At 65.9% G+C, this 22960-nt stretch carries 17 protein-coding genes; 9 read left to right on the top strand and 8 right to left on the bottom strand.

The window, feature by feature from the left end:
- Positions 1-9 precede the first annotated feature (9 nt).
- Both D3H34_RS02475 and map read right to left on the bottom strand, forming a co-directional pair.
- Positions 10-2619 carry a [protein-PII] uridylyltransferase gene (locus tag D3H34_RS02475; protein ID WP_119551842.1) on the bottom strand — a complete coding sequence of 870 codons (2610 nt, stop codon included), beginning with the start codon at positions 2617-2619 and terminating at the stop codon, positions 10-12.
- A 22-nt stretch (positions 2620-2641) separates the two neighbouring features.
- Positions 2642-3466 carry a type I methionyl aminopeptidase gene (map, locus tag D3H34_RS02470; RefSeq protein WP_119551841.1) on the bottom strand — a complete coding sequence of 275 codons (825 nt, stop codon included), beginning with the start codon at positions 3464-3466 and terminating at the stop codon, positions 2642-2644.
- A gap of 156 nt (positions 3467-3622) precedes the next feature.
- Between map and purL the strand changes: the two genes are divergently transcribed.
- Positions 3623-7591, top strand: a complete 3969-nt coding sequence (purL, locus tag D3H34_RS02465) for a phosphoribosylformylglycinamidine synthase (protein ID WP_119551840.1) — start codon at positions 3623-3625, stop codon at positions 7589-7591.
- A 161-nt stretch (positions 7592-7752) separates the two neighbouring features.
- Here the strand turns inward: purL and D3H34_RS02460 are convergent, their stop codons facing one another.
- The 6 genes from D3H34_RS02460 to D3H34_RS02435 all read right to left on the bottom strand — a co-directional run bounded on the left by D3H34_RS02460 (position 7753) and on the right by D3H34_RS02435 (position 12566).
- Complete coding sequence (locus D3H34_RS02460; RefSeq protein ID WP_119551839.1) at positions 7753-8538, bottom strand: peptidylprolyl isomerase; 786 nt, start codon at positions 8536-8538, stop codon at positions 7753-7755.
- 127 nt (positions 8539-8665) lie between these two features.
- Positions 8666-8950: a BolA family protein gene (locus tag D3H34_RS02455; RefSeq protein ID WP_119551838.1), complete on the bottom strand. Its 285-nt coding sequence runs from the start codon at positions 8948-8950 to the stop codon at positions 8666-8668.
- Positions 8947-9486, bottom strand: coding sequence for a septation protein A (locus D3H34_RS02450; RefSeq protein ID WP_119551837.1), 540 nt, complete (start codon positions 9484-9486; stop codon positions 8947-8949). The genes D3H34_RS02455 and D3H34_RS02450 overlap by 4 nt, the downstream gene beginning before the upstream one ends.
- Positions 9483-9893: a peptide-methionine (R)-S-oxide reductase MsrB gene (gene msrB, locus D3H34_RS02445; RefSeq protein WP_119551836.1), complete on the bottom strand. Its 411-nt coding sequence runs from the start codon at positions 9891-9893 to the stop codon at positions 9483-9485. The genes D3H34_RS02450 and msrB overlap by 4 nt, the downstream gene beginning before the upstream one ends.
- Positions 9890-11374, bottom strand: coding sequence for a protein adenylyltransferase SelO (locus D3H34_RS02440; RefSeq protein ID WP_119551835.1), 1485 nt, complete (start codon positions 11372-11374; stop codon positions 9890-9892). Before D3H34_RS02440 ends, msrB begins: the two co-directional genes overlap by 4 nt.
- 82 nt (positions 11375-11456) lie before the next feature.
- Positions 11457-12566: an AraC family transcriptional regulator gene (locus D3H34_RS02435; protein WP_119551834.1), complete on the bottom strand. Its 1110-nt coding sequence runs from the start codon at positions 12564-12566 to the stop codon at positions 11457-11459.
- A gap of 131 nt (positions 12567-12697) precedes the next feature.
- Between D3H34_RS02435 and D3H34_RS02430 the strand changes: the two genes are divergently transcribed.
- From D3H34_RS02430 to D3H34_RS02395, 8 genes are all read left to right on the top strand, one after another.
- Positions 12698-14536, top strand: a complete 1839-nt coding sequence (locus D3H34_RS02430) for a carboxylesterase/lipase family protein (protein WP_119551833.1) — start codon at positions 12698-12700, stop codon at positions 14534-14536.
- A gap of 117 nt (positions 14537-14653) precedes the next feature.
- Entirely contained in the window at positions 14654-16297 is a 1644-nt protein-coding gene (locus tag D3H34_RS02425) for a 3-(methylthio)propionyl-CoA ligase (RefSeq protein WP_119551832.1), read from the top strand.
- A 142-nt stretch (positions 16298-16439) separates the two neighbouring features.
- A complete protein-coding gene (locus tag D3H34_RS02420; protein ID WP_119551831.1) occupies positions 16440-17669 on the top strand; it encodes a branched-chain amino acid ABC transporter substrate-binding protein in 1230 nt (409 codons plus the stop codon).
- A 200-nt stretch (positions 17670-17869) separates the two neighbouring features.
- The gene (locus tag D3H34_RS02415; protein ID WP_119551830.1) at positions 17870-19111 is read left to right on the top strand and encodes a branched-chain amino acid ABC transporter substrate-binding protein; all 1242 of its coding nucleotides are present in this window, start codon (positions 17870-17872) and stop codon (positions 19109-19111) included.
- A gap of 83 nt (positions 19112-19194) precedes the next feature.
- Positions 19195-20148: a branched-chain amino acid ABC transporter permease gene (locus tag D3H34_RS02410; protein ID WP_119551829.1), complete on the top strand. Its 954-nt coding sequence runs from the start codon at positions 19195-19197 to the stop codon at positions 20146-20148.
- A 4-nt stretch (positions 20149-20152) separates the two neighbouring features.
- Positions 20153-21460 carry a branched-chain amino acid ABC transporter permease gene (locus D3H34_RS02405; RefSeq protein WP_119551828.1) on the top strand — a complete coding sequence of 436 codons (1308 nt, stop codon included), beginning with the start codon at positions 20153-20155 and terminating at the stop codon, positions 21458-21460.
- Entirely contained in the window at positions 21461-22237 is a 777-nt protein-coding gene (locus D3H34_RS02400; RefSeq protein WP_119551827.1) for an ABC transporter ATP-binding protein, read from the top strand. It abuts the gene before it with no gap.
- A 9-nt stretch (positions 22238-22246) separates the two neighbouring features.
- Complete coding sequence (locus tag D3H34_RS02395; RefSeq protein ID WP_119551826.1) at positions 22247-22942, top strand: ABC transporter ATP-binding protein; 696 nt, start codon at positions 22247-22249, stop codon at positions 22940-22942.
- The last annotated feature ends 18 nt before the right edge of the window (positions 22943-22960 follow it).

Here is a 22960-nt window from a genome sequence, read left to right as displayed (position 1 = left end):
CTCGCCGACTCACTGGGAGGCCAGCGCCTCCATCAGGTCGGTCTCGATGGCCAGCTGTGTCTTCTGGCCCTGCAGTTCGGGTCCGCTGATCAGGAACGTGTCTTCCACCCGTTCGCCCAGGGTCGTCACCTTCGCCAGCTGCAGGTTCAGGTGATGCCGCGCGAGCACGCGCGCCACCGAATACAGCAGTCCCGCGCGGTCGCTGGCCGAGATGCTGAGCAGCCAGCGCTGCGCCTTGTCGTCGGGCACGAGGCTGATGCGTGGCTTGATCGGAAAGCTGCGCACCCGGCGAGACACCCGTCCCATGCTTGGCGCGGGCAGGGCGCCGGCTTCGGTGAGCGTTCGCGCCAGACCGGTCTCGACCATGCTGATCAGGTCGCGGTAGTGGTCAGGCTGGAAGGTCGTCACGACCTGGAAGGTGTCGAGCGCGTAGCCGTTGCTGGTGGTGTGGACCTTGGCGTCGAGGATGCTGAACGAGGCCTGGTCGAAGTAGCCGCAGATGCGCGCGAACAGGTCGGACTGGTCGGGCGTGTAGACCACCACCTGCAGCCCTTCGCCCACCGGCGACAGGTGCGCGCGCACGATGGGCGGCGCCTTCGGATCGATGGGCACGTTCTTCGGCGGCACGAAACGCGAGAGCTGCTTGGCGTGCCAGGCGATCTCGGTGGCGTCGTGGCGCATGAAGTAGCCGACGTCGAGCGTGTCCCACAGGGCCTTGTGCGCCTCGAAGCGCTGGGCGTGCAGCGCCAGCTGCACCAGCGCCTCGCGCTTGCGGGCCTCGACCTCGGCGTCCGGGTCGGGCATGCGCCCACCGAGGGCGCGCAGCGTGAAGCGGTACAGGTCTTCGAGCAGCTTGCCCTTCCAGGCATTCCACACGCGCGGCGAGGTGCCGCGGATGTCGGCCACCGTCAGCAGGTACAGCGCCGTGAGGTAGCGCTCGTTGCCCACGCGCTTGGCGAATGCGCCGATGACCTCGGGGTCGCCCAGGTCCTGCTTTTGCGCAACCTGGCTCATCACGAGGTGTTCAGCCACGAGGAACTCGATGAGCTTGGCATCTTCCTTCGCGATGCCGTGCTGCTTGCAGAAACGCTGCACGTCGCGCGCGCCGAGCGTGGAGTGGTCGCCGCCTCGGCCCTTGGCGATGTCGTGGAAGAGGGCGGCGACGTAGAGGATCCACGGCTTGTCCCAGCCGGCCGCGAGCTGCGAGCAGCCCGGGTACTCGTGCGCATGTTCGGCGATGAAGAAGCGCCGCACGTTGCGCAGCACCATCAGGATGTGCTGGTCGACCGTGTACACATGGAACAGGTCGTGCTGCATCTGCCCCACGATGCTGCGGAACACGCGCAGGTAGCGCCCCAGCACCGAGGTCTGGTTCATGAGCCGGAAGGCATGCGTGATGCCGTAGGGCTGTTGCAGGATCCGCATGAAGGTCGCGTGGTTGACCAGGTCGTTGCGAAACTTGCTGTCCATGATGTGGCGCGCGTTATACAGCGCACGCAGCGTGCGCGCCGACAGACCCTTCACACCGATGGTCTTCTGGTACAGCAGGAAGGTCTCGAGCACGGCATGCGGCTCGCGCTCGTACAGGTCGTCGCTGGCGATCTCGATCAGGCCGGCGCGTTCGTGGAAGCGCTCGTTGATCGGCGTCGGCTCTTCGGCCACGGGCTGCAGTCGCTCGGAAATGTTGAGCAGCAGGATCTGGTTGAGCTGCGACACCGCCTTGGCGGCCCAGTAGTAGCGGCGCATCAGCGCCTCGCTCGACTTGCGCTGCGACTCGCTCTCGTAGCCGAAGCTCGCGGCCACGGCGGTCTGCAGATCGAACACCAGCCGGTCTTCGCGCCGGTTGGCAATCACGTGCAGGCGGGCGCGGATCAGCGAGAGCAGGGCCTCGTTGCGCTTGATCTGCTGCGCTTCAAAGGGGGTGGCCAGGCCGTTCTTCGCCAGGTCGTCCCATCGGCTGCCGAAGCCGGCGGCCTTGCTCATCCAGAGGATGGTCTGCAGGTCGCGCAGGCCGCCCGGCGATTCCTTGCAGTTGGGCTCGAGCGCGTAGGGCGTGTTGTCGAACTTCTGGTGGCGATGCCGCATCTCCTGCGACTTGGCCACGAAGAAGGCCTGCGGGTCGATGGCCTGGGTGAACTGGCGGCGGAAGGCCCCGAAGAGCTTCTTGTCGCCCGTGATCAGGCGCGATTCGAGCAGCGAGGTCTGGACCGTGATGTCCTTGGCGGCCTCGTCCAGGCACTCGTCGAGCGTGCGCACGCTGGAGCCGATTTCGAGGCCGGCGTCCCAGCACTGGCCGATGAAGGCCTCGATGCGTGTCGGATCGATGCCGCTGTCCTGGCCGTCGGGCGGCAGCAGCAACAGCACGTCGACATCGGAGTACGGGAACAGCTCGCCACGGCCATAACCGCCCACCGCGGCCAGCGCGAAGGCGTCGCCGAAGCCGGCTTCGTTCCAGAGCGTGGTCAGTGTCTGGTCGGCCAGCGCCGAGAGCTGGCGCAGCACCGTGTGGACGCTGCGGGTGGGCGCGCGTGCGAAGCGCAAGGTGTCGAAAAGGGCGAGCTTTTTCGCGCGATAGGCTTCGCGCAGCGTCGCCACGTCGATCTTGGCTGCTTCGATCACGGCGGGAGGACGCGTCGGCGCGTCAGGTTTTGGTCGAGGTGACGAAAGAGGGCAGGGGCGGGCTGCCTTCGGAGAGCGTCAGCACCTCGTAGCCGGTTTCGGTGACGAGCACCGTGTGCTCCCACTGGGCCGACAGCGAATGGTCGCGCGTGACGATGGTCCAGCCGTCGTACTGGCCGCCCTTGAAGTCTTCCTTCACGTCGCGCTTGCCGGCGTTGATCATGGGCTCGATCGTGAAGATCATGCCGGGCTTGAGCTCTTCCAGCGTGCCCGGACGGCCGTAATGCAGCACCTGGGGCTCCTCGTGGAAGCGCTGGCCCACGCCGTGGCCGCAGAACTCGCGCACGATCGAGAAGCCTTGGCCCTCGGCGAACTTCTGGATCGCATGGCCCACATCGCCCAGGTGGGCGCCGGGGCGCACTTGCAGGATGCCGTGCCACATGGCCTCGAAGGTGATGCTGCACAGGCGCTTGGCGGCGATGGAGGCGTCGCCGATCACGAACATGCGGCTGTTGTCGCCGAACCAGCCGTCCTTGATGACGGTGACGTCGACGTTCATGATGTCGCCCTTTTTCAGGGGCTTGTCATTGGGAATGCCGTGGCACACCACGTGGTTCACCGAGGTGCACAGCGATTTCGGGAAGGGCACGCTGCTGGCGCCCATGTAGCCCACCGTGGCCGAGGTGGTGCCCTGCTTGACCATGTACTCGGCGGCCAGCCGGTCCACGTCGTTGGTCGTGATGCCGGGCTTGATGAAGGGCGTGAGGTAGTCCAGCACCTCGGACCCGAGGCGGCAGGCGACCCGCATGGCTTCGATGCCTGCGGCGTCTTTGTAGGTAATGCTCATGGCCCGAATTATCCCATTCGGCAAGCTAAAATTCCGGGTTAACGCGGATGACCCCAGTCAGCGGCCATCCGCCTCGATTCCTTGATTTCCAACGCGCCCCCCGAGGCCCCATCGACCGTGACGCAGCCCGCACCCCAAGCCCTTCCTGTCGTAACCATGTTCGAGGGCGGCAGCGCACTCAGCGACTTCCGTGCACGGCAGCTGCTGCCCAAGCTGCAGGCCATCGAGCCGCGCATCGAGGGCATTTCGGCCCGTTTCGTCCACCTGGTGGTGACGGATGCGTCGCTGGATCAAGCGGATCGCGAGCGCTTTGCCGCGCTGCTGACCTACGGCGAGCCCTTCGAGGCGCCGGCCAAGGCGGCCACCTCGGTGGTCGTCACACCGCGACTGGGCACCGTGTCGCCCTGGGCTTCCAAGGCCACCGACATCGCCCACAACTGCGGCCTGGCGCTGCGCCGCGTGGAACGCGTCACCCAGTACCACCTGAAGCTCAAGGCCCCGCTGATCGGCAAGGCCCCCGTGCTCGAAGGCGACGCATTGGCAGCCGCGGCCGGCCCGCTGCACGACCGGATGACGGAATCGGTGCTGGCCACCGTCGAGCAGGCCGCCAGCCTGTTCAGCGAGCTGCCGGCCCAGCCGATGGCGCAGGTCGACGTGCAGACCGGCGGCCGCGCGGCCCTGGTGGCAGCCAACACCGGCTTCGGCCTGGCACTGGCCGAGGACGAGATCGACTACCTCGTCGAAGCCTTCACCCGCCTGGGTCGCAACCCCAGTGACGTCGAACTCATGATGTTCGCGCAGGCCAACAGCGAACACTGCCGCCACAAGATCTTCAACGCCAACTTCACCATCGACGGCGCGGCGCAGCCGCAAAGCCTGTTCTCGATGATCCGCCACACAGAGAAGCAGAACCCGCAGCACACGGTGATCGCTTACGCGGACAACGCCTCGGTGATGGAAGGCGCGACCATCGAACGCTTCATTCCGGCCCACGGCTCGCAGAGCTATCAAAAAGATAGCGCCTTGAGCCACGTGCTGATGAAGGTCGAGACCCACAACCACCCGACGGCCATTTCCCCGTTCCCCGGCGCCTCCACCGGCGCGGGCGGCGAAATCCGCGACGAAGGCGCCACCGGCCGCGGCTCCAAGCCCAAGGCCGGCCTGACCGGCTTCACGGTGTCGAAGCTGTGGCCTGAAGAGGGCCACTACGGCAAGCCCGAGCACATCGCCAGCCCGCTGCAGATCATGACCGAGGGCCCGCTGGGCGGGGCCGCGTTCAACAACGAATTCGGCCGTCCCAACCTGCTGGGCTACTTCCGCGAGTACGAGCAGACGGTCGCCAGCGACCTCGATACCGTGCAGCGCGGCTACCACAAGCCCATCATGATCGCGGGCGGCCTCGGCAGCATCGACGCCACGCAGACCAAGAAGATCCAGTTCCCCGCCGGTTCGCTGCTGATCCAGCTCGGTGGCCCCGGCATGCGCATCGGCATGGGCGGCAGCGCCGCCAGCTCGATGGCGACCGGCGCCAACGCGGCCGAGCTCGACTTCGACTCGGTGCAGCGCGGCAACCCCGAAATCGAACGCCGTGCGCAGGAGGTCATCAACCACTGCTGGCAACAGGGTGCGGCCAACCCGATCCTGGCCATCCACGACGTGGGCGCCGGCGGCCTGAGCAATGCCTTCCCCGAGCTGACGAACGACGCCGGCCGCGGCGCGCGCTTCGACCTGCGCGCCGTGCCGCTCGAAGAGTCGGGCATGGCACCGAAGGAAATCTGGTGCAACGAAAGCCAGGAGCGCTACGTGCTGGCCATTGCGCCGGAATCGCTCGAGCAGTTCAAGGCCTTCTGCGAGCGCGAGCGCTGCCCGTTCTCGGTGGTCGGCGTAGCGACCGAAGAGCGTCAGCTGCTGGTGGCCGACGAGGGTGCCGAGGTGCAACCCGTCGACATGCCCATGGATGTGCTGCTCGGCAAGCCGCCGAAGATGCACCGCGACGTCAAGACGGTGGCGCGCACTTTCCAGCCGCTCGACCTCACGGGCGTCGACCTGCAGAAAGCCGCCATCGACGTGCTCGCGCACCCGACCGTGGCGTCCAAGCGTTTCCTCATCACCATCGGCGACCGCAGCGTGGGCGGCCTGAGCCACCGCGACCAGATGGTCGGTCCGTGGCAGGTGCCCGTGGCCGATTGCGCCGTGACCTTGGCCGACTACAAGGGCTTTGCCGGTGAGGCGATGAGCATGGGCGAGCGCACGCCGTTGGCTGCACTCGACGCGCCGGCCTCGGGCCGCATGGCCGTGGCCGAGGCGATCACCAACCTGCTGGCCGCGCCCATCGAACTCTCGCGCGTCAAGCTGTCGGCCAACTGGATGGCCGCTTGTGGCGAGCCGGGTGAAGACGCCGCGCTGTACGAAACCGTCAAGGCCGTCGGCCTGGAGCTGTGCCCGGCGCTGGGCGTGTCGATTCCGGTCGGCAAGGATTCGCTGTCGATGCGCACGCAGTGGAAGGACAACGGCGAAGCCAAGAAGGTCACCTCGCCCGTCAGCCTGATCGTGACCGCCTTCGCGTCGCTGGCCGACGTGCGCGGCACGCTCACACCGCAACTCGACGCCACGGAAGACGACACCACGCTCGTGCTGATCGACCTGGGCAATGGCAAGCACCGCATGGCCGGCAGCATCCTGTCGCAGACGCTCAACCAAAGCGGTGATGTGGTGCCGGACCTCGACGACCCGGCGCAGCTGGTGGCGCTGGTCGATGCCGTGAACGCGCTGCGCGCCGACGGCAAGATCCTCGCCATGCACGACCGCAGCGACGGCGGCCTGTTCGCCACGGCCTGCGAAATGGCCTTCGCTGGCCACGTCGGCGTGGCACTCAACGTCGACATGCTCGTCACCGAAGGCGACGGCATTTCCGACAGCCGCATGGAAACCGGCGACGCCAAGAACTGGGCGCAGCAGGTCAGCGCACGGCGCGAAGAACTCACGCTCAAGGCGCTGTTCAACGAAGAGCTGGGCATGGTGCTGCAGGTGCGCACGGCGGAGCGCAACGATGTCATGCAGGTGCTGCGCGCCCACGGCCTCAGCACGCACAGTCACTTCGTCGGCAAGACGCGTCCGGCCAGTTCGGCCATGGACGCCGGCAAGGGCAAGCTCGAAGTCTGGCGCGATGCGAAGTCGGTGTTCAGCGCCAGCCTGCACGACCTGCAGCAAGTGTGGGATTCGGTCAGTTGGAAGATCGCCCGCGAGCGCGACAACCCGGCCTGCGCCGATGCCGAGCACGCCGCCGCTGGTGTGCCGAACGATCCGGGCATGCACGTGTTCCTACCGAACGCACAGCCTGCCGCTCCGGCCATCCTGCAGTCGCGTCCCAAGGTCGCGATCCTGCGTGAGCAGGGCGTCAACTCGCATGTCGAGATGGCCTACGCCTTCACCGAAGCCGGCTTCGAAGCCTTCGACGTCCACATGACCGACCTGCAGACGGGCAGGGCAGACCTCGCCAACTTCAAGGGTGTGGTCGCCTGCGGCGGCTTCAGCTATGGCGACACGCTGGGCGCCGGCATCGGCTGGGCACGCAGCATCACCTTCAACCCGAAGCTGGCCGAGCAGTTCAAGACCTTCTTCGGCCGGACCGACACCTTCGGGCTGGGCGTGTGCAACGGCTGCCAGATGTTCGCCGAGCTGGCCGACATCATTCCGGGCGCCGAAGCCTGGCCGCGCTTCACCACCAATCAGAGCGAGCGCTTCGAGGCGCGCCTGTCGATGGTCGAGGTGCTCGAATCGCCGAGCATCTTCTTCGCGGGCATGGCCGGCAGCCGCCTGCCGATCGCGGTGGCGCACGGCGAGGGCTATGCCAACTTCAAGCACCGCGGCGACGCGGCCAAGGCCATCGGCGCGATGCGCTTCGTGGACAACCACGGCCAGCCGACCGAGCAGTACCCGTTCAACCCGAACGGCAGCGCGGGCGGCCTGACCTCGGTGACCACGCCGGACGGCCGCTTCACCGCGGTGATGCCGCACCCGGAGCGCGTGTTCCGCAACATCCAGATGAGCTGGACGTCGGGCGACAAGAGCGCGCTGAGTCCGTGGATGCAGATCTGGCGCAATGCGCGCAAGTGGGTCGGCTGATCGACGCGGCAAGCCCGCGCAGCGGGCAAAAAAAAGCGGCCGACAGGCCGCTTTTTTATTTCCAGAACACCGCGGAACCGGCTTTGCCGGGCCGCAGGTGTTGCCCCCTGCAAGGGGGTTGGCGTAGCGACACGAAGTGCGCGAAGCCTGGGGGTGTACCTTTACTCCACCTTCGCCTTCGCGCGCAGGTCTTCCTGGTACTTCTGCAGGCGCTGCTGCTGCAGCTGCTGCGTGATCTGCGGCTTCACTTCTTCCATCTTCGGCAGCTGGGCCTGGCGGATGTCGTCGACGCGGATGATGTGATAGCCGAACTGGGTCTTCACGGGGGAGGGGGTGGTCTCGCCCTTCTTGAGCTTGATCATCGCTTCCGAGAACTCGGGCACGAAGCTCGCCGGGTTGGCCCAGTCGAGGTCGCCGCCGTTGGCGCCCGAACCCGGGTCCTTGCTTTGCTTCTTGGCGATGTCTTCGAACTTGGCACCCTTCTTCAGGTCGGCCATGATCTTCTTGGCCTGGTCTTCGGTCTCGACCAGGATGTGACGGGCCTTGAATTCCTTGCCGCCGTTGGCTGCCACGAACTTGTCGTACTCGGCCTTCACGTCGGCGTCGGACACCGCGTTGGTCTTGCGGTAGTTCTCGAACAGCGCGCGGATCAGGATGGCCTGGCGGGCGAGCTCGAGCTGGTTCTTGTAGTCCTCGGTGGCGTCCAGGCCTTGCTTTTGCGCTTCCTGCATGAACACTTCGCGCGCCACGATTTCCTCGCGCAGCTGGCCTTGCATCTCGGGCGTCACCGGGCGACCGGCGGCTGCCAGTTGCTGCGCCAGGACGTCCATGCGGGCCTTGGGTACCGGCTTGCCATTCACGATGGCTGCGTTCTGCGCCAATGCCGACATGGGAACGGCACCGATCAGCGCTGCGGCCGCGACGGCCTGCAAGATGTGTTTTTTCATGAAGTGAATATCAGGCTGGAGAGGAAATGCGCGTGTAGGAAAAGGCGCGGGAAGAAAGCAAGGATCAGGAAGAAGAAGGAGAGGGTGGGCGCCCGCGGCGAGCGCGGCAAGCAACCGATTGGACGACTCAGAGCACCTCGATGGCGATGGCGTGCAGACCCTGTGCGATAAAAACTTGGAGGGCATCATACACAAGCCGATGCCGCGCCACGCGGGGCTTTCCGTCGAACAGCGGGGAGGCGATGCGCACCCGGAAATGAGTGCCGTAGCCCTCGGCGTTGGCACCCGCATGCCCCGCATGGGCGGCGCTTTCGTCGATCACTTCGAGCTGCGTGGGCGAGAGCGTTGCGCGCAACGCCGCCTCGAGCGCGGCCACGGTGGGCAGGGGAAAGGTGGTGGTGGAGGTCGTCATGCCGCGGGCTTGTCTTCCTTGAGGTGCGGCGCGATGTACAGGCCCTGTGCCACCAGGAAGACGATCGGGAACACATAGCCCCAGAGCTTGAAGTTGACCCAGGCCTCGGTCGTGAAGTACATCGCCACGTAGCCGTTGATGGCGGCCATGAACACGCAGTAGCCGATCCACGCGACGTTGAGCCGGCCCCAGATGCGCTCGGGCAGCTCGAGCTGCGCGCCTAGCAGCATCTTCAGGAAGTTCTTCTTCAGTGCCCACAACGCCACCGCCAGCGCGATCGCCATGGCGCCGTACAGCACGGTGGGCTTCCACTTGATGAAGCGGTCGTCGTGCAGCACCAGGGTGAGCGTGCCGAACAGCAGGATCAACACCAGCGTGGCCTTCTGCATCGCCTGCAGCTTGCGTTCCATGGCGTAGATGACGGCCATCTGCACCACGGTGGCGGCCATCAGGACGCCGGTGGCGGTGTAGATGTCTGCAAACTTGTAGGCGCCGAAGAACAGCAGGATCGGGAAGAAGTCGAGAAGCAGTTTCATTTTTTCTGGAAGTCGAGCGACGCCGAGTTCATGCAGTAGCGCAGGCCGGTCTCGGTCGGGCCGTCGGGGAACACGTGGCCCAGGTGGGCGCCGCAATTGGCGCAGACGTTCTCGGTGCGCACCATGCCGTGCGAACGGTCGACGATGTTGCGGATGGCGCCGGGCACGGCTTCTTCGGAGAAGCTGGGCCAGCCGCAGCCGGCGTCGAACTTGGTGGCCGCCTCGAACAGCTTGGCGCCGCAGCAGATGCAGTGGTAGGTGCCGTCGTCCCAGTGGGCTTCGTACTTGCCGGTGAAGGGGCGCTCGGTGGCGGCGTGGCGCGTCACCTCGAAGGCGGCGGGTTCAGCGCCCTTTTCAGCGAGCAGGGCTTTCCATTCGGCGTCGGTTTTCTGGATGGGCGTGGTCATGATGAGCAGCTGATTTCGATCGTGGAGGCCCAGTCGGGCGGGAAGCCGGCGTAATCGTCGGCACCGGGGTGTTCTTCAAATGGGGTTTCGAGCAGCTTCAGCAAGGTTGCCACACCTGCATGGTCCTTTTGCTGACTGGCTTCGATGGCCTGCTGGCCGAGGTGGTTCCGCAACACGAACTTCGGGTTCGACCGCAGCATCAATTCTGCCGCTTCGGCGCGCTGCGATTGTGCATGCCGCTCTGAAAAAGTGAGCATCCAGGCATCGAAACCGGCCCGGTCGAGGAACAGGTCGCGTACCGGTTCGATGTTGCCGTCGGCCATGTGCTTCGAGAGGCGGCGCCAGAAGATGGTGTGGTCGACCTTCTCGGCGGCCATCAGCTTGAGCACGCCTTCGATCAGTGCGCGGTCGTCCTCGGCAGGCGCCGACAGGCCGAGCTTGGCGCGCATGCGGTCTTCGAAGGCGTTGGGGAAGACGGTCTTGTACGACTCCAGCGCGGCCACGGCGATTTCCTGGTCGCCGATCAGCGGCAGCAGCGCCTGCGCCAGGCAGAACAGGTTCCAGTAGGCGACGTTGGGTTGCTGGTTGAAGGCGTAGCGCCCCTGGGTGTCGCTGTGGTTGCAGATGTGGCGCGGGTCGAAGCCGTCGAGGAACTGGAAGGGCCCGTAGTCGATGGTGAGCCCGAGGATGCTCATGTTGTCGGTGTTCATCACCCCGTGGCAGAAGCCCACGGCCTGCCACTGGGCGAGCAGGGCGGCGGTGCGCTCGCTCACGGCCTCGAGGAACGCGGCGTAGGCGTTGCCGTTGAAGCGTGCGGTGGTGCGGCATTCCGGGTAGTAGCGGTCGATGACGTAGTCGGCGAGCGCGCGCAGCTCGTCTTCGCGCTGGTTGGCGGCGAAGTGCTCGAAATGGCCGAAGCGCACGAAGCTCGGCGCCACGCGGGTCACGACGGCGGCGCTTTCCAGTTCTTCGCGGCGCACGCGGGCGTCGGAGCCGGTCACGCACAGCGCGCGCGTGGTCGGGATGCCCAGGCCGTGCATCGCTTCGCTGCAAAGGAATTCGCGGATGCTCGATCGCAGCACGGCGCGGCCGTCGCCACCGCGCGAGTAGGGCGTGCGGCCCGCGCCCTTGAGTTGCACCTCGAGCCCGCCCTCGGTTTCGCCGAGCAGGATCGCTCGCCCGTCGCCCAGTTGTCCGGCCCAGACGCCGAACTGGTGACCGCTGTAGACCGTGGCGATGGGCCGCGTGCCGGCGACCGGCAGGCTGCCGGTGAGCGCGGCGAGCGTGCCTTCGGACTCGCGCCAGCCGGACGGCAGGCCCAGTTCGCGCGCCACGGCGTCGCTGTGGCCGACCCAGTACGGATCGGGCAGCGGAGTCGGGCGAAGTTCGGTGAAAAAGGCGGGGCCCAGCGTCGAGAAGCCGGGCTTCCAACGCAGGCCCAGGTCCGCGACCGGGCGGGTGTCTTCGACGGGCAAGCTCATGCCCGGATTGTCCGGCAGCGCGCGAAACCCCGGGCCGCAGAGGCCATCGGGGACGTGGGGTGGCTGCGGCGGCCCGGGCCGGTCAGTTGAGCAACGCGCCGCGCAGCGCCCCGGTGCCGCCGAGGCCGAGGCTGGCGCGGTACTGGGCCGGCGGCAGGCCGAACCAGCGCTTGCAGGCGCGGAAGAAGTTGCTGACGTCCACGAAACCCAGCCGGTCGGCCACGTCCGCGAGCGTGTGGCGCTGCTCGGCCAGGTACTGCCTGGCGAGTTCGCGGCGCGTGCGGTCGAGCAGCGCCTGGAACGACACCGACTCTTCCTGCAGCCGGCGCTGCAGGGTGCGGTCGGCCAGCCCCAGGCCCGAGGCCACATCCTGTCGGCGTGGCTCGCCGTGCTGCAGGCGGCGCGCGATCTCGGCGCAGACCAGGCTGGCGGTGGTGGTCTGGCCCAGCAGGTTGAGCTGGTCGTCGAGCAGGTGCTCCTGCATTTCGCCCAGCGCCGCATGGTGGGTGGGCAGCGGCATGGTCATGTCGGCCGACGACAGCAGCAGGCGATTGGCGGGCGCGTTGAAGCGGACCTCGCAGCCGAAGGCCGCGCGGTGCAGCCGGTCGTCGGCCGGCGGCGGGTAGACGAATTCCATGGCCAGTGGCTGCAGTTCGCGGCGCGTGAGCCACTGGCACTGCATGAGCACGGTCAGCAGGGCGTACTCGACGCGCTGGCGCGGGATCGGCAGGCTGCCGCCGGTGTGCTCCATGACCATCCAGCAGCCGCGCGCGTCGGACTGCAGCGAGAAGGCGGTGGCGTCGGAGATCACGGCCATGTAGCGCGTGAGCCGCGTGAGCGCCGCGCCCAGGTTGGGGCTGCAGGCCATGGCATGGCCTACGGTGCCGAGCTTGCTGTGGGTGGCGGCCAGGTCGCGGTCCAGGCCCAGCGTGGGCCGGCCGGCGTGTGCCACGGCCACCTGCCACAGCACCGAGATCTCGTCGACCGGGAAGCGCGCGTTCTGTCGATGCAGCGAATCGGGGTCGAAGCCGGCGTCGCGCAGCAGCGAGGGCACGTGCAGGCCCTCGGCCTCGAACATCGACAGCACCCCCTCCAGCCACGCGGCCGAGCTGGTGCGCAGCTCGGGCTGCGGACAGCCGGGGCGGCGCGACGACCGGCGCGAATGGCGCGGCAGGGAGGCTTCTGAAGTCATTGGATTGGCTCGCTTGCGATAGCGGTGAAAACGGCGCCGGTTCCTAGAATTTTTCCAGTGCACGGCGGCCCGCAGTATGGGTGCCGCGCGCTAAGCCAGGAATTCCGATTAACCCGGTGTGGAGACAAGACATGAAGACAACGACAACAGCACAAAACCAGGGTGCGGCAGGACAGACGGCGATGGCGCGCGCCATCGCGACCGTGGCTACGCTGGCCGCCGCGGCGGCGCTCGCGGCCTGCGGCGGCGGCTCGTCAGGGTCTGTGGGCTTTCCCGTGTTGCCACCGGCGCCCGCACCGGCCCCGGCACCGGCTCCCGCCGCCGACGGTCCCATGGTGCGCCAGACCACGGCCGGCAAGGTCGAAGGCGTGGACGACAGCGCCAGGACCGGCACCTGGTCCTGGAAGGGCGTTCCGTTCGCCCAGCCGCCGGTCGGCGCGCTGCGCTGGCGTGCGCCGGTCGAGCCCGAAGCCTGGACCGGCATCCGCCCGGCCAAGGCCTTCGGCAACGCCTGCCTGCAGATCGGCCGGCTCTTCAGTCCCGGCACCAACAACACCTACGACGCCACCATCGGCACCAACCTGGGCAAGCCGGTCGGCAGCGAAGACTGCCTGTTCGTCAACATCTGGCGCCCGGCGACCACCGACAAGAACCTGCCGGTGCTGCTGTTCATCCACGGCGGCAGCAATATTTCGGGTTACACGGCCGATCCGCTGTACGACGGTGCGGCACTGGCCAAGGCCACCAACGCGGTGGTCATCACCGCCAGCTACCGGCTGGGCATCCTGGGCTTCCTGAACGTGCCGCAACTGCGGCCGGGCGGCACGGCGGGCGACGATTCGGGCAACTTCGCGCTGCTGGACAACATGGCGGCGCTGCGTTTCATCCAGAACAACGTCGCGAACTTCGGTGGCGACCCGGGCAACGTCACGCTGTCGGGCGAATCGGCCGGCGCGACCAACCTGCTGGCGGTGATGACTTCGCCGATGGCCAAGGGCTTGTTCCACAAGGCCTTCGAGATGAGCGGCGGCATTTCGCTCGCGACCAACCTGCCGGCGAAGACGTTGCCGACGCTGCAGCCAGCTTCGGTGTCGCTGACGCAGGGCCAGACGATCCTCGAGAAGCTGCTTGTCGCCGACGGCACCGTGGCTGATGACGCTGCAGCCAAGGTCTACATCGGCACGCGCACGCCGGAGCAGATCGCCACCTACCTGCGCGCCCAGGAGGGCGGGGCGCTGTTGACCAAGGTCACTGCCGCCGGACAGGGCAACGTTGCGCCCATTCCCGATGGCACGGTGTTGCCGACGGACCCGATCGGTGCCATCGCGGCCGACAAGTACGTCAAGGTGCCCATGCTCGCGGGCAACACGCGCGACGAAGGCAAGCTCTTTGCGTCGCTGCTGGGGTCGCTCGGCATCCCGGGCCTGAAGGCCGGCTGGATCGTCCAGGACCCCGCGCGCTTCTCCATGATGTTCAACTTCAACCCCGATGCAGCGCCCACGCTCACGGTCGCGGACATCATCGACCCGTCCTACCTTCCGGTAGATAAGGTGGGCTCGGGCTACAACGCGGCCACGGACCTCATCACGCAGGGCCTGTTCGGCGCCAACCGCGACAACCTGCTCAACACCATGAAGACGCGCCAGTCGAACATCTGGCACTACCGCCTCGACTGGGCGCAGGAGGCCGCACCGTGGAACGACGTGTACGGCGCGTCGCATGCCTTCGACCTGCCGTTCGTGTTCGGCAATTTCGAGGGCTCGCTGCTCAGCAACGTGATGGGCGGCAAGGCCAACGAGAAGGGGCGCGTGGCGCTGTCGAAGGCCGTCATGGCCAGTGTCGGCGCCTTCATGCGCAACGGCGATCCGAACACGTCCGAACTTGGTGCGACATGGGCAACCTGGCCTTCGCAGATGCTGCTCGACGCCACGCCGACGGCGGCCAAGATCACGGCGGTGACGGTCCCTTGAAGAGCCGCTTCGTTCAATCATGCAGTGCGGGTTTGTGTCATTGTGCAAGTGGCCGAAGCTTGCGTGAATCTCTCGTTCGCAAAGCTTTCTGAAGTCATTTCACATAGGAGTCCGTAGATGCTGGGTTTGATGCAAGACCAACCGCTTTTGATCTCGTCGCTGATCGAGTTCGTCGAGCGCCACAACGGCGACGGCGAGATCGTCTCGCGCCGTGTCGAGGGCGATATCCACCGCTGTACCTGGAGCGACATCGCATCGCGCGCCCGGCAGGTGGCCAATGCGCTGGACGGCGAGCAGCTGCTGTTCAGCGACCGCATCGCCACCCTGGCCTGGAACGGCTACCGCCATCTGGAGCTGTACTACGGCGTGAGCGGCAGCGGCCGCGTGCTGCACACCATCAACCCGCGCCTGCACCCCGACCAGATCGCGTGGATCGCCAACCATGCCGAAGACCAGATCCTGTGCTTCGACCTGAGCTTCCTGCCGCTGGTGCAGGCGGTGCATGCGCGCTGTCCCACGATCCGGAAGTGGGTTGCACTCTGTGATGCCGACAAGCTGCCGGTCGACAGCGGCGTGCCCAATCTCGTGAGCTACGAGGCCTGGATGAGCACGCAGTCCACCAGCTACGACTGGCCGACCTTCGACGAGAACTCGGCTTCGAGCATGTGCTACACGAGCGGCACCACGGGCAATCCGAAGGCCGCGCTGTACAGCCACCGTTCGACGCTGCTGCACGCCTACGCCGCCGCGCTGCCCGACGTCATGCGCATCTCGGCGCAGGACTCGGTGCTGCCGGTGGTGCCGATGTTCCACGTCAACGCGTGGGGCATTCCGTACTCGGCCGCGCTGGTGGGCTGCAAGCTCGTGTTCCCGGGCCCGTCGCTCGATGGCAAGTCGGTGTACGAGCTGATCGAGTCCGAAGGCGTGACCTTCGCGGCCGGCGTGCCCACCGTGTGGCAGATGATGCTGGGCCACATGCAGACCCACGGCCTGAAGTTCAGCAAGCTCAACCGCACCGTCATCGGCGGCTCGGCCTGCCCGCCGGCCATGATCACGGCGTTCCAGGAGCTCTACAACGTCGAGGTGCTGCACGCCTGGGGCATGACCGAGATGAGCCCGCTGGGCACACTGTGCACGCTGAAGAACAAGCACCTGTCGCTGCCCGCCGACGCGCAGCTGCAGATCCGCATGAAGCAGGGTCGGGCGATCTTCGGCGTCGACATGAAGATCGTCGACGGCAACGGCGACGAGCTGCCCTGGGACGGCAAGGCCTACGGCGACCTGTTGGTCAAGGGCCCCTGGGTGGTGAAGGAATACTTCAAGGGCGAGGGCGGCAACCCGCTGGTCGCCGACGCCGCGGGCCGGGGCTGGTTCCCCACCGGCGACGTGGCCACCATCGACGCCGAGGGCTACCTGCAGATCACCGACCGCAGCAAGGACGTGATCAAGTCCGGCGGCGAGTGGATCAGCTCCATCGACATCGAGAACATCGCGGTCGCGCACCCGGCCATCGCCATGGCGGCCTGCATCGGCGTGTTCCATCCCAAGTGGGACGAGCGCCCGATCATTGCCGTCGTGAAGAAGCCCGGCGCCGAAGTCTCCCGCGAGGAGCTGCTGGCCTTCTACGAGGGCAAGACCGCCAAGTGGCAGATCCCGGACGACGTCGTGTTCGTCGAGGCGATCCCGATCGGCGCCACCGGCAAGATCCTCAAGACAAAACTGCGCGAATTGCTCAAGGACTACAAGCTGCCCGGCCTCTGAAGCACTGCCAAAGCCCACCCGCACTGTCGCGCACGCGATAGGAAGGCCGCCCCGGCGGCTTTCCTTCCGGGCAATCCCTGTGCGGCGAAGAAAAGGGCGCTTGTACGCTGGCGTCCCGCCTCTTTCACTCAGGAGACTCTTCATGCACTTCGGTATCAAGTCGGTGGCAGCCTGTGCCATGCTGGTGAGCGTTTCAGCGTCCTTTGCCCAGAAGGGCGAGACCGTCAAGATCGCCTGGCTCGATCCGCTGTCGGGCCTGATGGCGGCCGTGGGCACCAACCAGCTCAAGACCACCCAGTACCTGGCCGAAGAGTTCAACAAGACGAACCGGTCGGGCGTGAAGTTCGAGATCATCGCGCTCGACAACAAGCTCAGCCCGCAGGAAACCACCGCCGCCCTGCGCTCCGCGCAGGACCAGGGCGCGCGCTACATCACCCAGGGCAACGGCTCGGGCCCGGCGCTGGCGATCATCGACGCCGTGGAGAAGAACAATGCGCGCAATCCCGGCAAGGAACTGCTCTACCTGAACTATGCGGCGGTCGATCCCGACCTCACCAACAGCAAGTGCAGCTACTGGCACTTCCGCCTCGATGCCGACACCTCCATGAAGATGGAGGCGCTGACCACCTGGATGAAGGACCAGGCCGACATCAAGAAGGTCTACATCCTGGGCCAGAACTACTCCCACGGCCAGCAGGTGTCCAAGTTCGCCAAGGAAGACCTGAAGGTCAAGCGCCCGGACATCCAGATCGTGGGCGACGACCTGCATCCGCTCGCGCAGGTGCGCGATTTCTCGCCGTACATCGCCAAGATCAAGGCCTCGGGCGCGGACACGGTCATCACCGGCAACTGGGGCTCCGACCTCTCGCTGCTCATCAAGGCAGCGAACGACTCGGGGCTGGACGTCAAGTTCCTCACGTACTACGCACCGGGCGCCGGCACGCCCACGGCCATGGGCGCCACCTCGGCAGGCAAGGTCTACACCGTGGCCTATGCCCACTACAACATGGGCGGCGAGATCCAGAGGCTGCTGAACGGCTACAAGAAGAAGATGAACGACGACCTGACGCAGTCCTCGATCTATCACACGTTCGCCTTGCTCGATGCCGCTTTCGTGCAGACCAAGTCGACCGACCCCGTCAAGGTGGCCGCGGCGCTCGAAGGCATGAAGATCAAGAGCTTCAACGGCGAGGTCGAGATGCGCAAGGCCGACCACCAGCTGCAGCAGGGCCTGTACATCTCGCGCTGGGAGAAGGCCAGCGCCAAGTACCCCTACGACGCCGAGAACACCGGCTACACCAACGTCCCCGTGAAGTATTACGAGTCGTATGTGGCGAGCACGCCCACGACCTGCCAGATGAAGCGCCCCTAGGCGTCTTTGTGAACGCATTTCCTACCCATCGGTAGAAGAAACCTACCGTTGGGTAGTAAATCAGGAAATGCGCTGTCGCCTGCGCGATAGATACGTGCCTTTGCAGCCCCTTCCTTACGGGCATTCCCTGAGGGGTGGGGTGGCAAAGACTTGTACGCTTGTGCAGCGTTTTTGATATCGGTTTGACCAGGAGATATAGATTGAAGTTCGCTCTGAAGATCGCTACCGCCGCCGTGCTCGCGGCAAGTGCCACCGGTGCCCTTGCCCAGAAGGGTGAGACCGTCAAGATCGCGTGGCTCGACCCGCTGTCGGGCCTGATGGCGGCGGTCGGTACCAACCAGCTCAAGACCTTCCAGTTCCTGGCCGAAGAATTCAACAAGAAGAACGCGGCCGGCGTGAAGTTCGAGGTCATCGGCATCGACAACAAGCTCAGCCCGCAGGAAACCACCGCCGCGCTGCGCTCGGCCATGGACCAGGGCGCACGCTACGTGGTGCAGGGCAACGGCTCCGGCCCGGCGCTGGCCATCATGGACGCGCTCGAGAAGCACAACGCCCGTAACCCGGGCAAGGAAGTCGTGTACTTCAACTACGCGGCCGTCGATCCCGACCTGACCAACAGCAAGTGCAGCTACTGGCACTTCCGCCTCGACGCCGACACCTCCATGAAGATGGAAGCGCTGACCACCTTCATGAAGGACCAGCCCGAAATCAAGAAGGTCTACCTGATCAACCAGAACTACTCGCACGGCCAGCAGGTCGCGAAGTACGCCAAGGAAAACCTCAAGAGCAAGCGCCCCGATGTGCAGATCGTCGGCGACGACCTGCACCCGCTGGCCCAGGTGCGCGACTTCGCCCCCTACATCGCCAAGATCAAGGCCTCGGGCGCCGACACCGTCATCACCGGCAACTGGGGCTCCGACCTGGCGCTGCTCATCAAGTCGGCCAACGACTCGGGCCTGAACGTCAAGTTCTACACCTACTACGCCGTGACCAACGGCACGCCGACCGCCATGGGTGCGGCCTCCGACGGCAAGGTCTACATGGTGGGCTACAGCCACTACAACGCGCCGGGTCCGATCGCACCGATGATGGGCGAGTTCAAGAAGCGCTTCAACGAAGACCTGTACACGACCTCGCCATACACCGTGTACGCGATGCTCGCCGAAGCCTTCGTGCGCACCAAGTCGACCGACCCCGTGAAGGTCGCGGCCGCGATGGAAGGCATGAAGTTCAAGAGCTTCAACGGCGACGTCGAGATGCGCAAGACCGACCACCAGCTGCAGCAGGGCCTGTGGATCACGCGCTGGCAGAAGGCCGACGCGAAGAACCCGTACAGCCCGGAAAACACCGGCTACACGCTGGCACCGGTCAAGTACTACGAGCCCTACGTCTCGAGCACGCCCACCTCGTGCCAGATGAAGCGACCCGGCGGCGCCTCCTGATCGCCTGCTGATCACCCACTGACCGGTCGAGGCCCGACTTCAACACTCGGGCCTCTTTCTTTTTCAACCGACACGGAAGACCGATGAACGTCGAATTCTTCGTCATCTCACTGCTCAACGGCGTCAGCTACGGCCTGCTGTTGTTCATGCTGAGCTCTGGCCTTACGCTGATCTTCAGCATGATGGGTGTGCTCAACTTCGCACACGCCAGCTTCTACATGTTGGGCGCCTATTTCGCCTACACCCTGTCGGGCATCGTCGGCTTCTGGCCCGCGCTCTTTCTCTCGCCGCTGCTGGTGGGTGCACTGGGTGCCGCCTTCGAACGCTACAGCCTGCGCCGGGTCCACAAGTTCGGCCACGTGCCCGAGCTGCTGGTGACCTTCGGCCTCTCGTACCTCATCCTCGAACTGGTCCAGCTGGTCTGGGGCCGCTCCACGGTGCCCTACGGCCTGCCCGAAGCGCTGCAGGGGCCGCTCTTCACGCTCTACGGCACCCAGTTCCCCAAGTCGCGCTCCTTCATCATGCTGGTCGCGCTGCTGATGCTGCTGTCCGTGTGGCTGCTGCTCACGCGCACCCGCATCGGCCTGGTGATCCAGGCGGCGCTGAAGCATCCCGACATGGTCGAGGCGCTCGGCCACAACGTGCCGCGCGTGTTCATGCTGGTGTTCGGCGGCGGCGCCGCACTGGCCGGCCTGGCGGGCGTGATCGGCGGCAACACCTATGTCACGGAGCCGGCCATGGCCGGCTCGGTCGGCACCATCATCTTCGTGGTGGTGGTGGTCGGCGGCATGGGCTCGCTGGCGGGCGCCTTCCTGGCCTCGCTGCTGATCGGCATCATCCAGACCTTCGCCGTGGCGCTCGACCAGTCGCTGGCCACCGGCCTGCAGGCATTGGGCATGACCGTGACCGACCAGACCTTCGGCTACGAGCTGCTCAAGCTCACGATCTCGCAGGTGGCGCCCATCCTGCCGTACCTGTTCCTCGTGCTGATCCTCATCTTCCGGCCCAAGGGTCTTCTGGGCACACGGGAGGACTGACACCATGACCACCGCAACCACCACTTCACCGACCGCGACGCGGTACTACCGCTTCAAGCCCTGGAACATCGGGCGCTACCTGATCTGGGCGCTGTTCGCGCTGGTGCTGATCGTTTCGCCGATGCTGTTCAAGAGCAGTCTGGCGCTGACGATGCTTTCGCAGATGGGCTACCTCATCATCATCTGCCTGAGCTACAACATCCTGCTGGGGCAGGGCGGCATGCTGAGCTTCGGCCATGCCGTCTACACGGGCCTGGGCTCGTTCATCGCCATCCATGTGATGAACATGAAGGGCGTTCCGCTGGTGGCCATCCCGCTCGTCGGCGGCCTCGCGGGCATGTTCTTCGCCATCCTGCTCGGCTACGTGACGACCAAGAAGGCGGGCACCACCTTCGCCATGATCACCATGGGCATCGGCGAACTGGTGGCCTCGATGGCGTTGATGTTCCCGAGCTTCTTCGGCGGCGAGGGCGGCATCACCACCGACCGCGTGTACGGCTCGACCTTCTTCGGCTTCAACTTCGGTGCGCAGATCCAGGTGTACTACCTGATCGCCGTGTACTGCTTCGTGTGCACCGCGCTGATGTATGCCTTCACGGGCACGCCGCTGGGCCGCATGCTGAACGCGGTGCGCGACAACCCGGAGCGCGTGGAGTTCATCGGCTACAACACGCAGCGTGTGCGCTACTTCGCGTTCATCATCGCGGGCTTCTTCGCCGGCATCGGCGGTGGCCTGGCCTCGATCAACTTCGAGATCGTGAACGCGGCCGACAGCCTGAACGCCATCCGCTCGGGCGGCTACCTGCTGTTCACCTTCCTGGGCGGCGCGGTGTTCTTCTTCGGCCCGATCATCGGCGCGGTGCTGCTGGTGTTCGCATCGATCCTGCTGTCCGAACTGTCGAAGGCCTGGCAGCTGTACTTCGGGCTGGTGTTCGTGTTCATGGTGATGTTCGCCCCGGGCGGCATTGCCAGCCTGGTCATGATGAACCTGCGCGTCGCCAAGTTCGGCAAGTTCAACCGCTTCTGGGGCCTTTACGCCGCGCTTGCCGTGGCCGTGGTGCCGGTGGTGGTTGGCGCCGCCGCGCTGATCGAGATGATCTATCACATCCAGCTCAACGCAGCGATGGGTCCGGAGCTGAAGTTCTTCGGCGCCACGCTGAACACCGCGGGCATGAGCAGCTGGCTCGGCGCCATCGCGATCCTGGCCGTCGGCCTGGGCCTGCTCGAAGTGGCCCGCCGCCGCTTCGTGCGGGTCTGGGGTCACGCGCAGGAAGAAATCGAAGCAGAAATCAAACGTCGGGAGGCTGCGTAAATGAGCGCGCAATACGCACTGGAACTGAAGGCGCTGCGCAAGAATTTCGGCAAGACCGAGATCATCCGCGGCGTGGATCTGGCGGTGAAAGCCGGCGAGCGCATCGCCGTGATCGGACCGAACGGCGCGGGCAAGTCGACGCTGTTCAACCTGATCAGCGGGCGGCTCACGCCCACCAGCGGCGAGGTGCTGCTCAACGGCCAGCGCATCGACGGCAAGAAGCCCTACGAGATCAACCGCCTGGGGCTGTCGCGCAGCTTCCAGATCACCAACATCTTCCCGAAGCTCAGCGTCTTCGAGAATCTGCGCTGCGGCGTGCTGTGGAGCCTGGGCTACAAGTACACCTTCCTGCGCTTTCTCTCGAACCTGGACGACGCCAACGCGCGCACAGAGGAGCTCCTCAAGCAGATCGGCCTGGAGCGCAAGCGCGACGTGCATGCGGTGAACCTCACCTATGCCGAACAGCGTGCGCTCGAGATCGGCGTGACGATCGCCGGAGGCGCCGGCGTGATCCTGCTGGACGAACCGACCGCGGGCATGAGCAAGACCGAGACCTCGCACTTCATCTCGCTCATCAAGCACGTGACCATCGGCAAGACGCTGCTGACCGTGGAGCACGACATGGGCGTGGTCTTCGGGCTGGCCGACAAGATCGCCGTGGTGGTCTACGGCGAAGTCATCGCCTTCGACACGCCGGCCGCCGTGCGCGCCAATGCGCGTGTGCAGGAGGCTTACCTCGGCTCGGCCGTGGCGGATGCGCAGGGCGCGGGACACTGACGGAACACCATGCTGAAGCTTCACGATATCCACGCCTACTACGGCAAGAGCCATGTGCTGCATGGCGTTTCCTTCGACGTCCAGCCCGGCGAGATCGTGGCCCTGCTGGGGCGCAACGGTTCGGGCCGTTCGACCACCGCCAAGGCCATCATGGGCCTGGTGCATGCGGAGGGCACGCTGCAATGGAAGGGGCAGGACATCCTGCGCAAGAAGGCCTACGAGATCGCCCATCTGGGCGTCGGCTACGTGCCTGAAAACCGCGACGTGTTTCCCAAGCTCACGGTGCACCAGAACCTGCTGCTGGGGCAGAAGGGCTCGGGCAAGGACAGCCGCTGGTCGTTCGACGACATGTACGGCATGTTCCCGCGCCTGAAGGAGCGCCAGCACACCGAGGCCGGCGTGCTCTCGGGCGGCGAGCAGCAGATGCTCACGCTGTGCCGCACGCTCATGGGCGACCCCGACCTCATCATCATCGACGAGCCGACCGAAGGCCTGGCGCCCAAGATCGTGGAGCTGGTGGGGCAGTACCTGCGCACGCTGAAAGACAAGGGCCTCTCGGTGCTGCTGATCGAGCAGAAGCTCACTATCGCGATGCAGATTTCCGACCGTGCGCTCGTCATGGGCCACGGCAGCATCGTGTTCGACGGCACGCCCGACAGCCTGCGCGCCGATGCCACCACTCGCAAGGAGTGGCTGGAAGTTTGATACTTCGGGGGATTCGGG

It is taken from the genome of Acidovorax cavernicola (assembly GCF_003581445.1).
The sequence above is the reverse complement of the archived record's forward strand: the minus strand, read 5'-3'. Positions and strand labels throughout refer to the sequence as shown.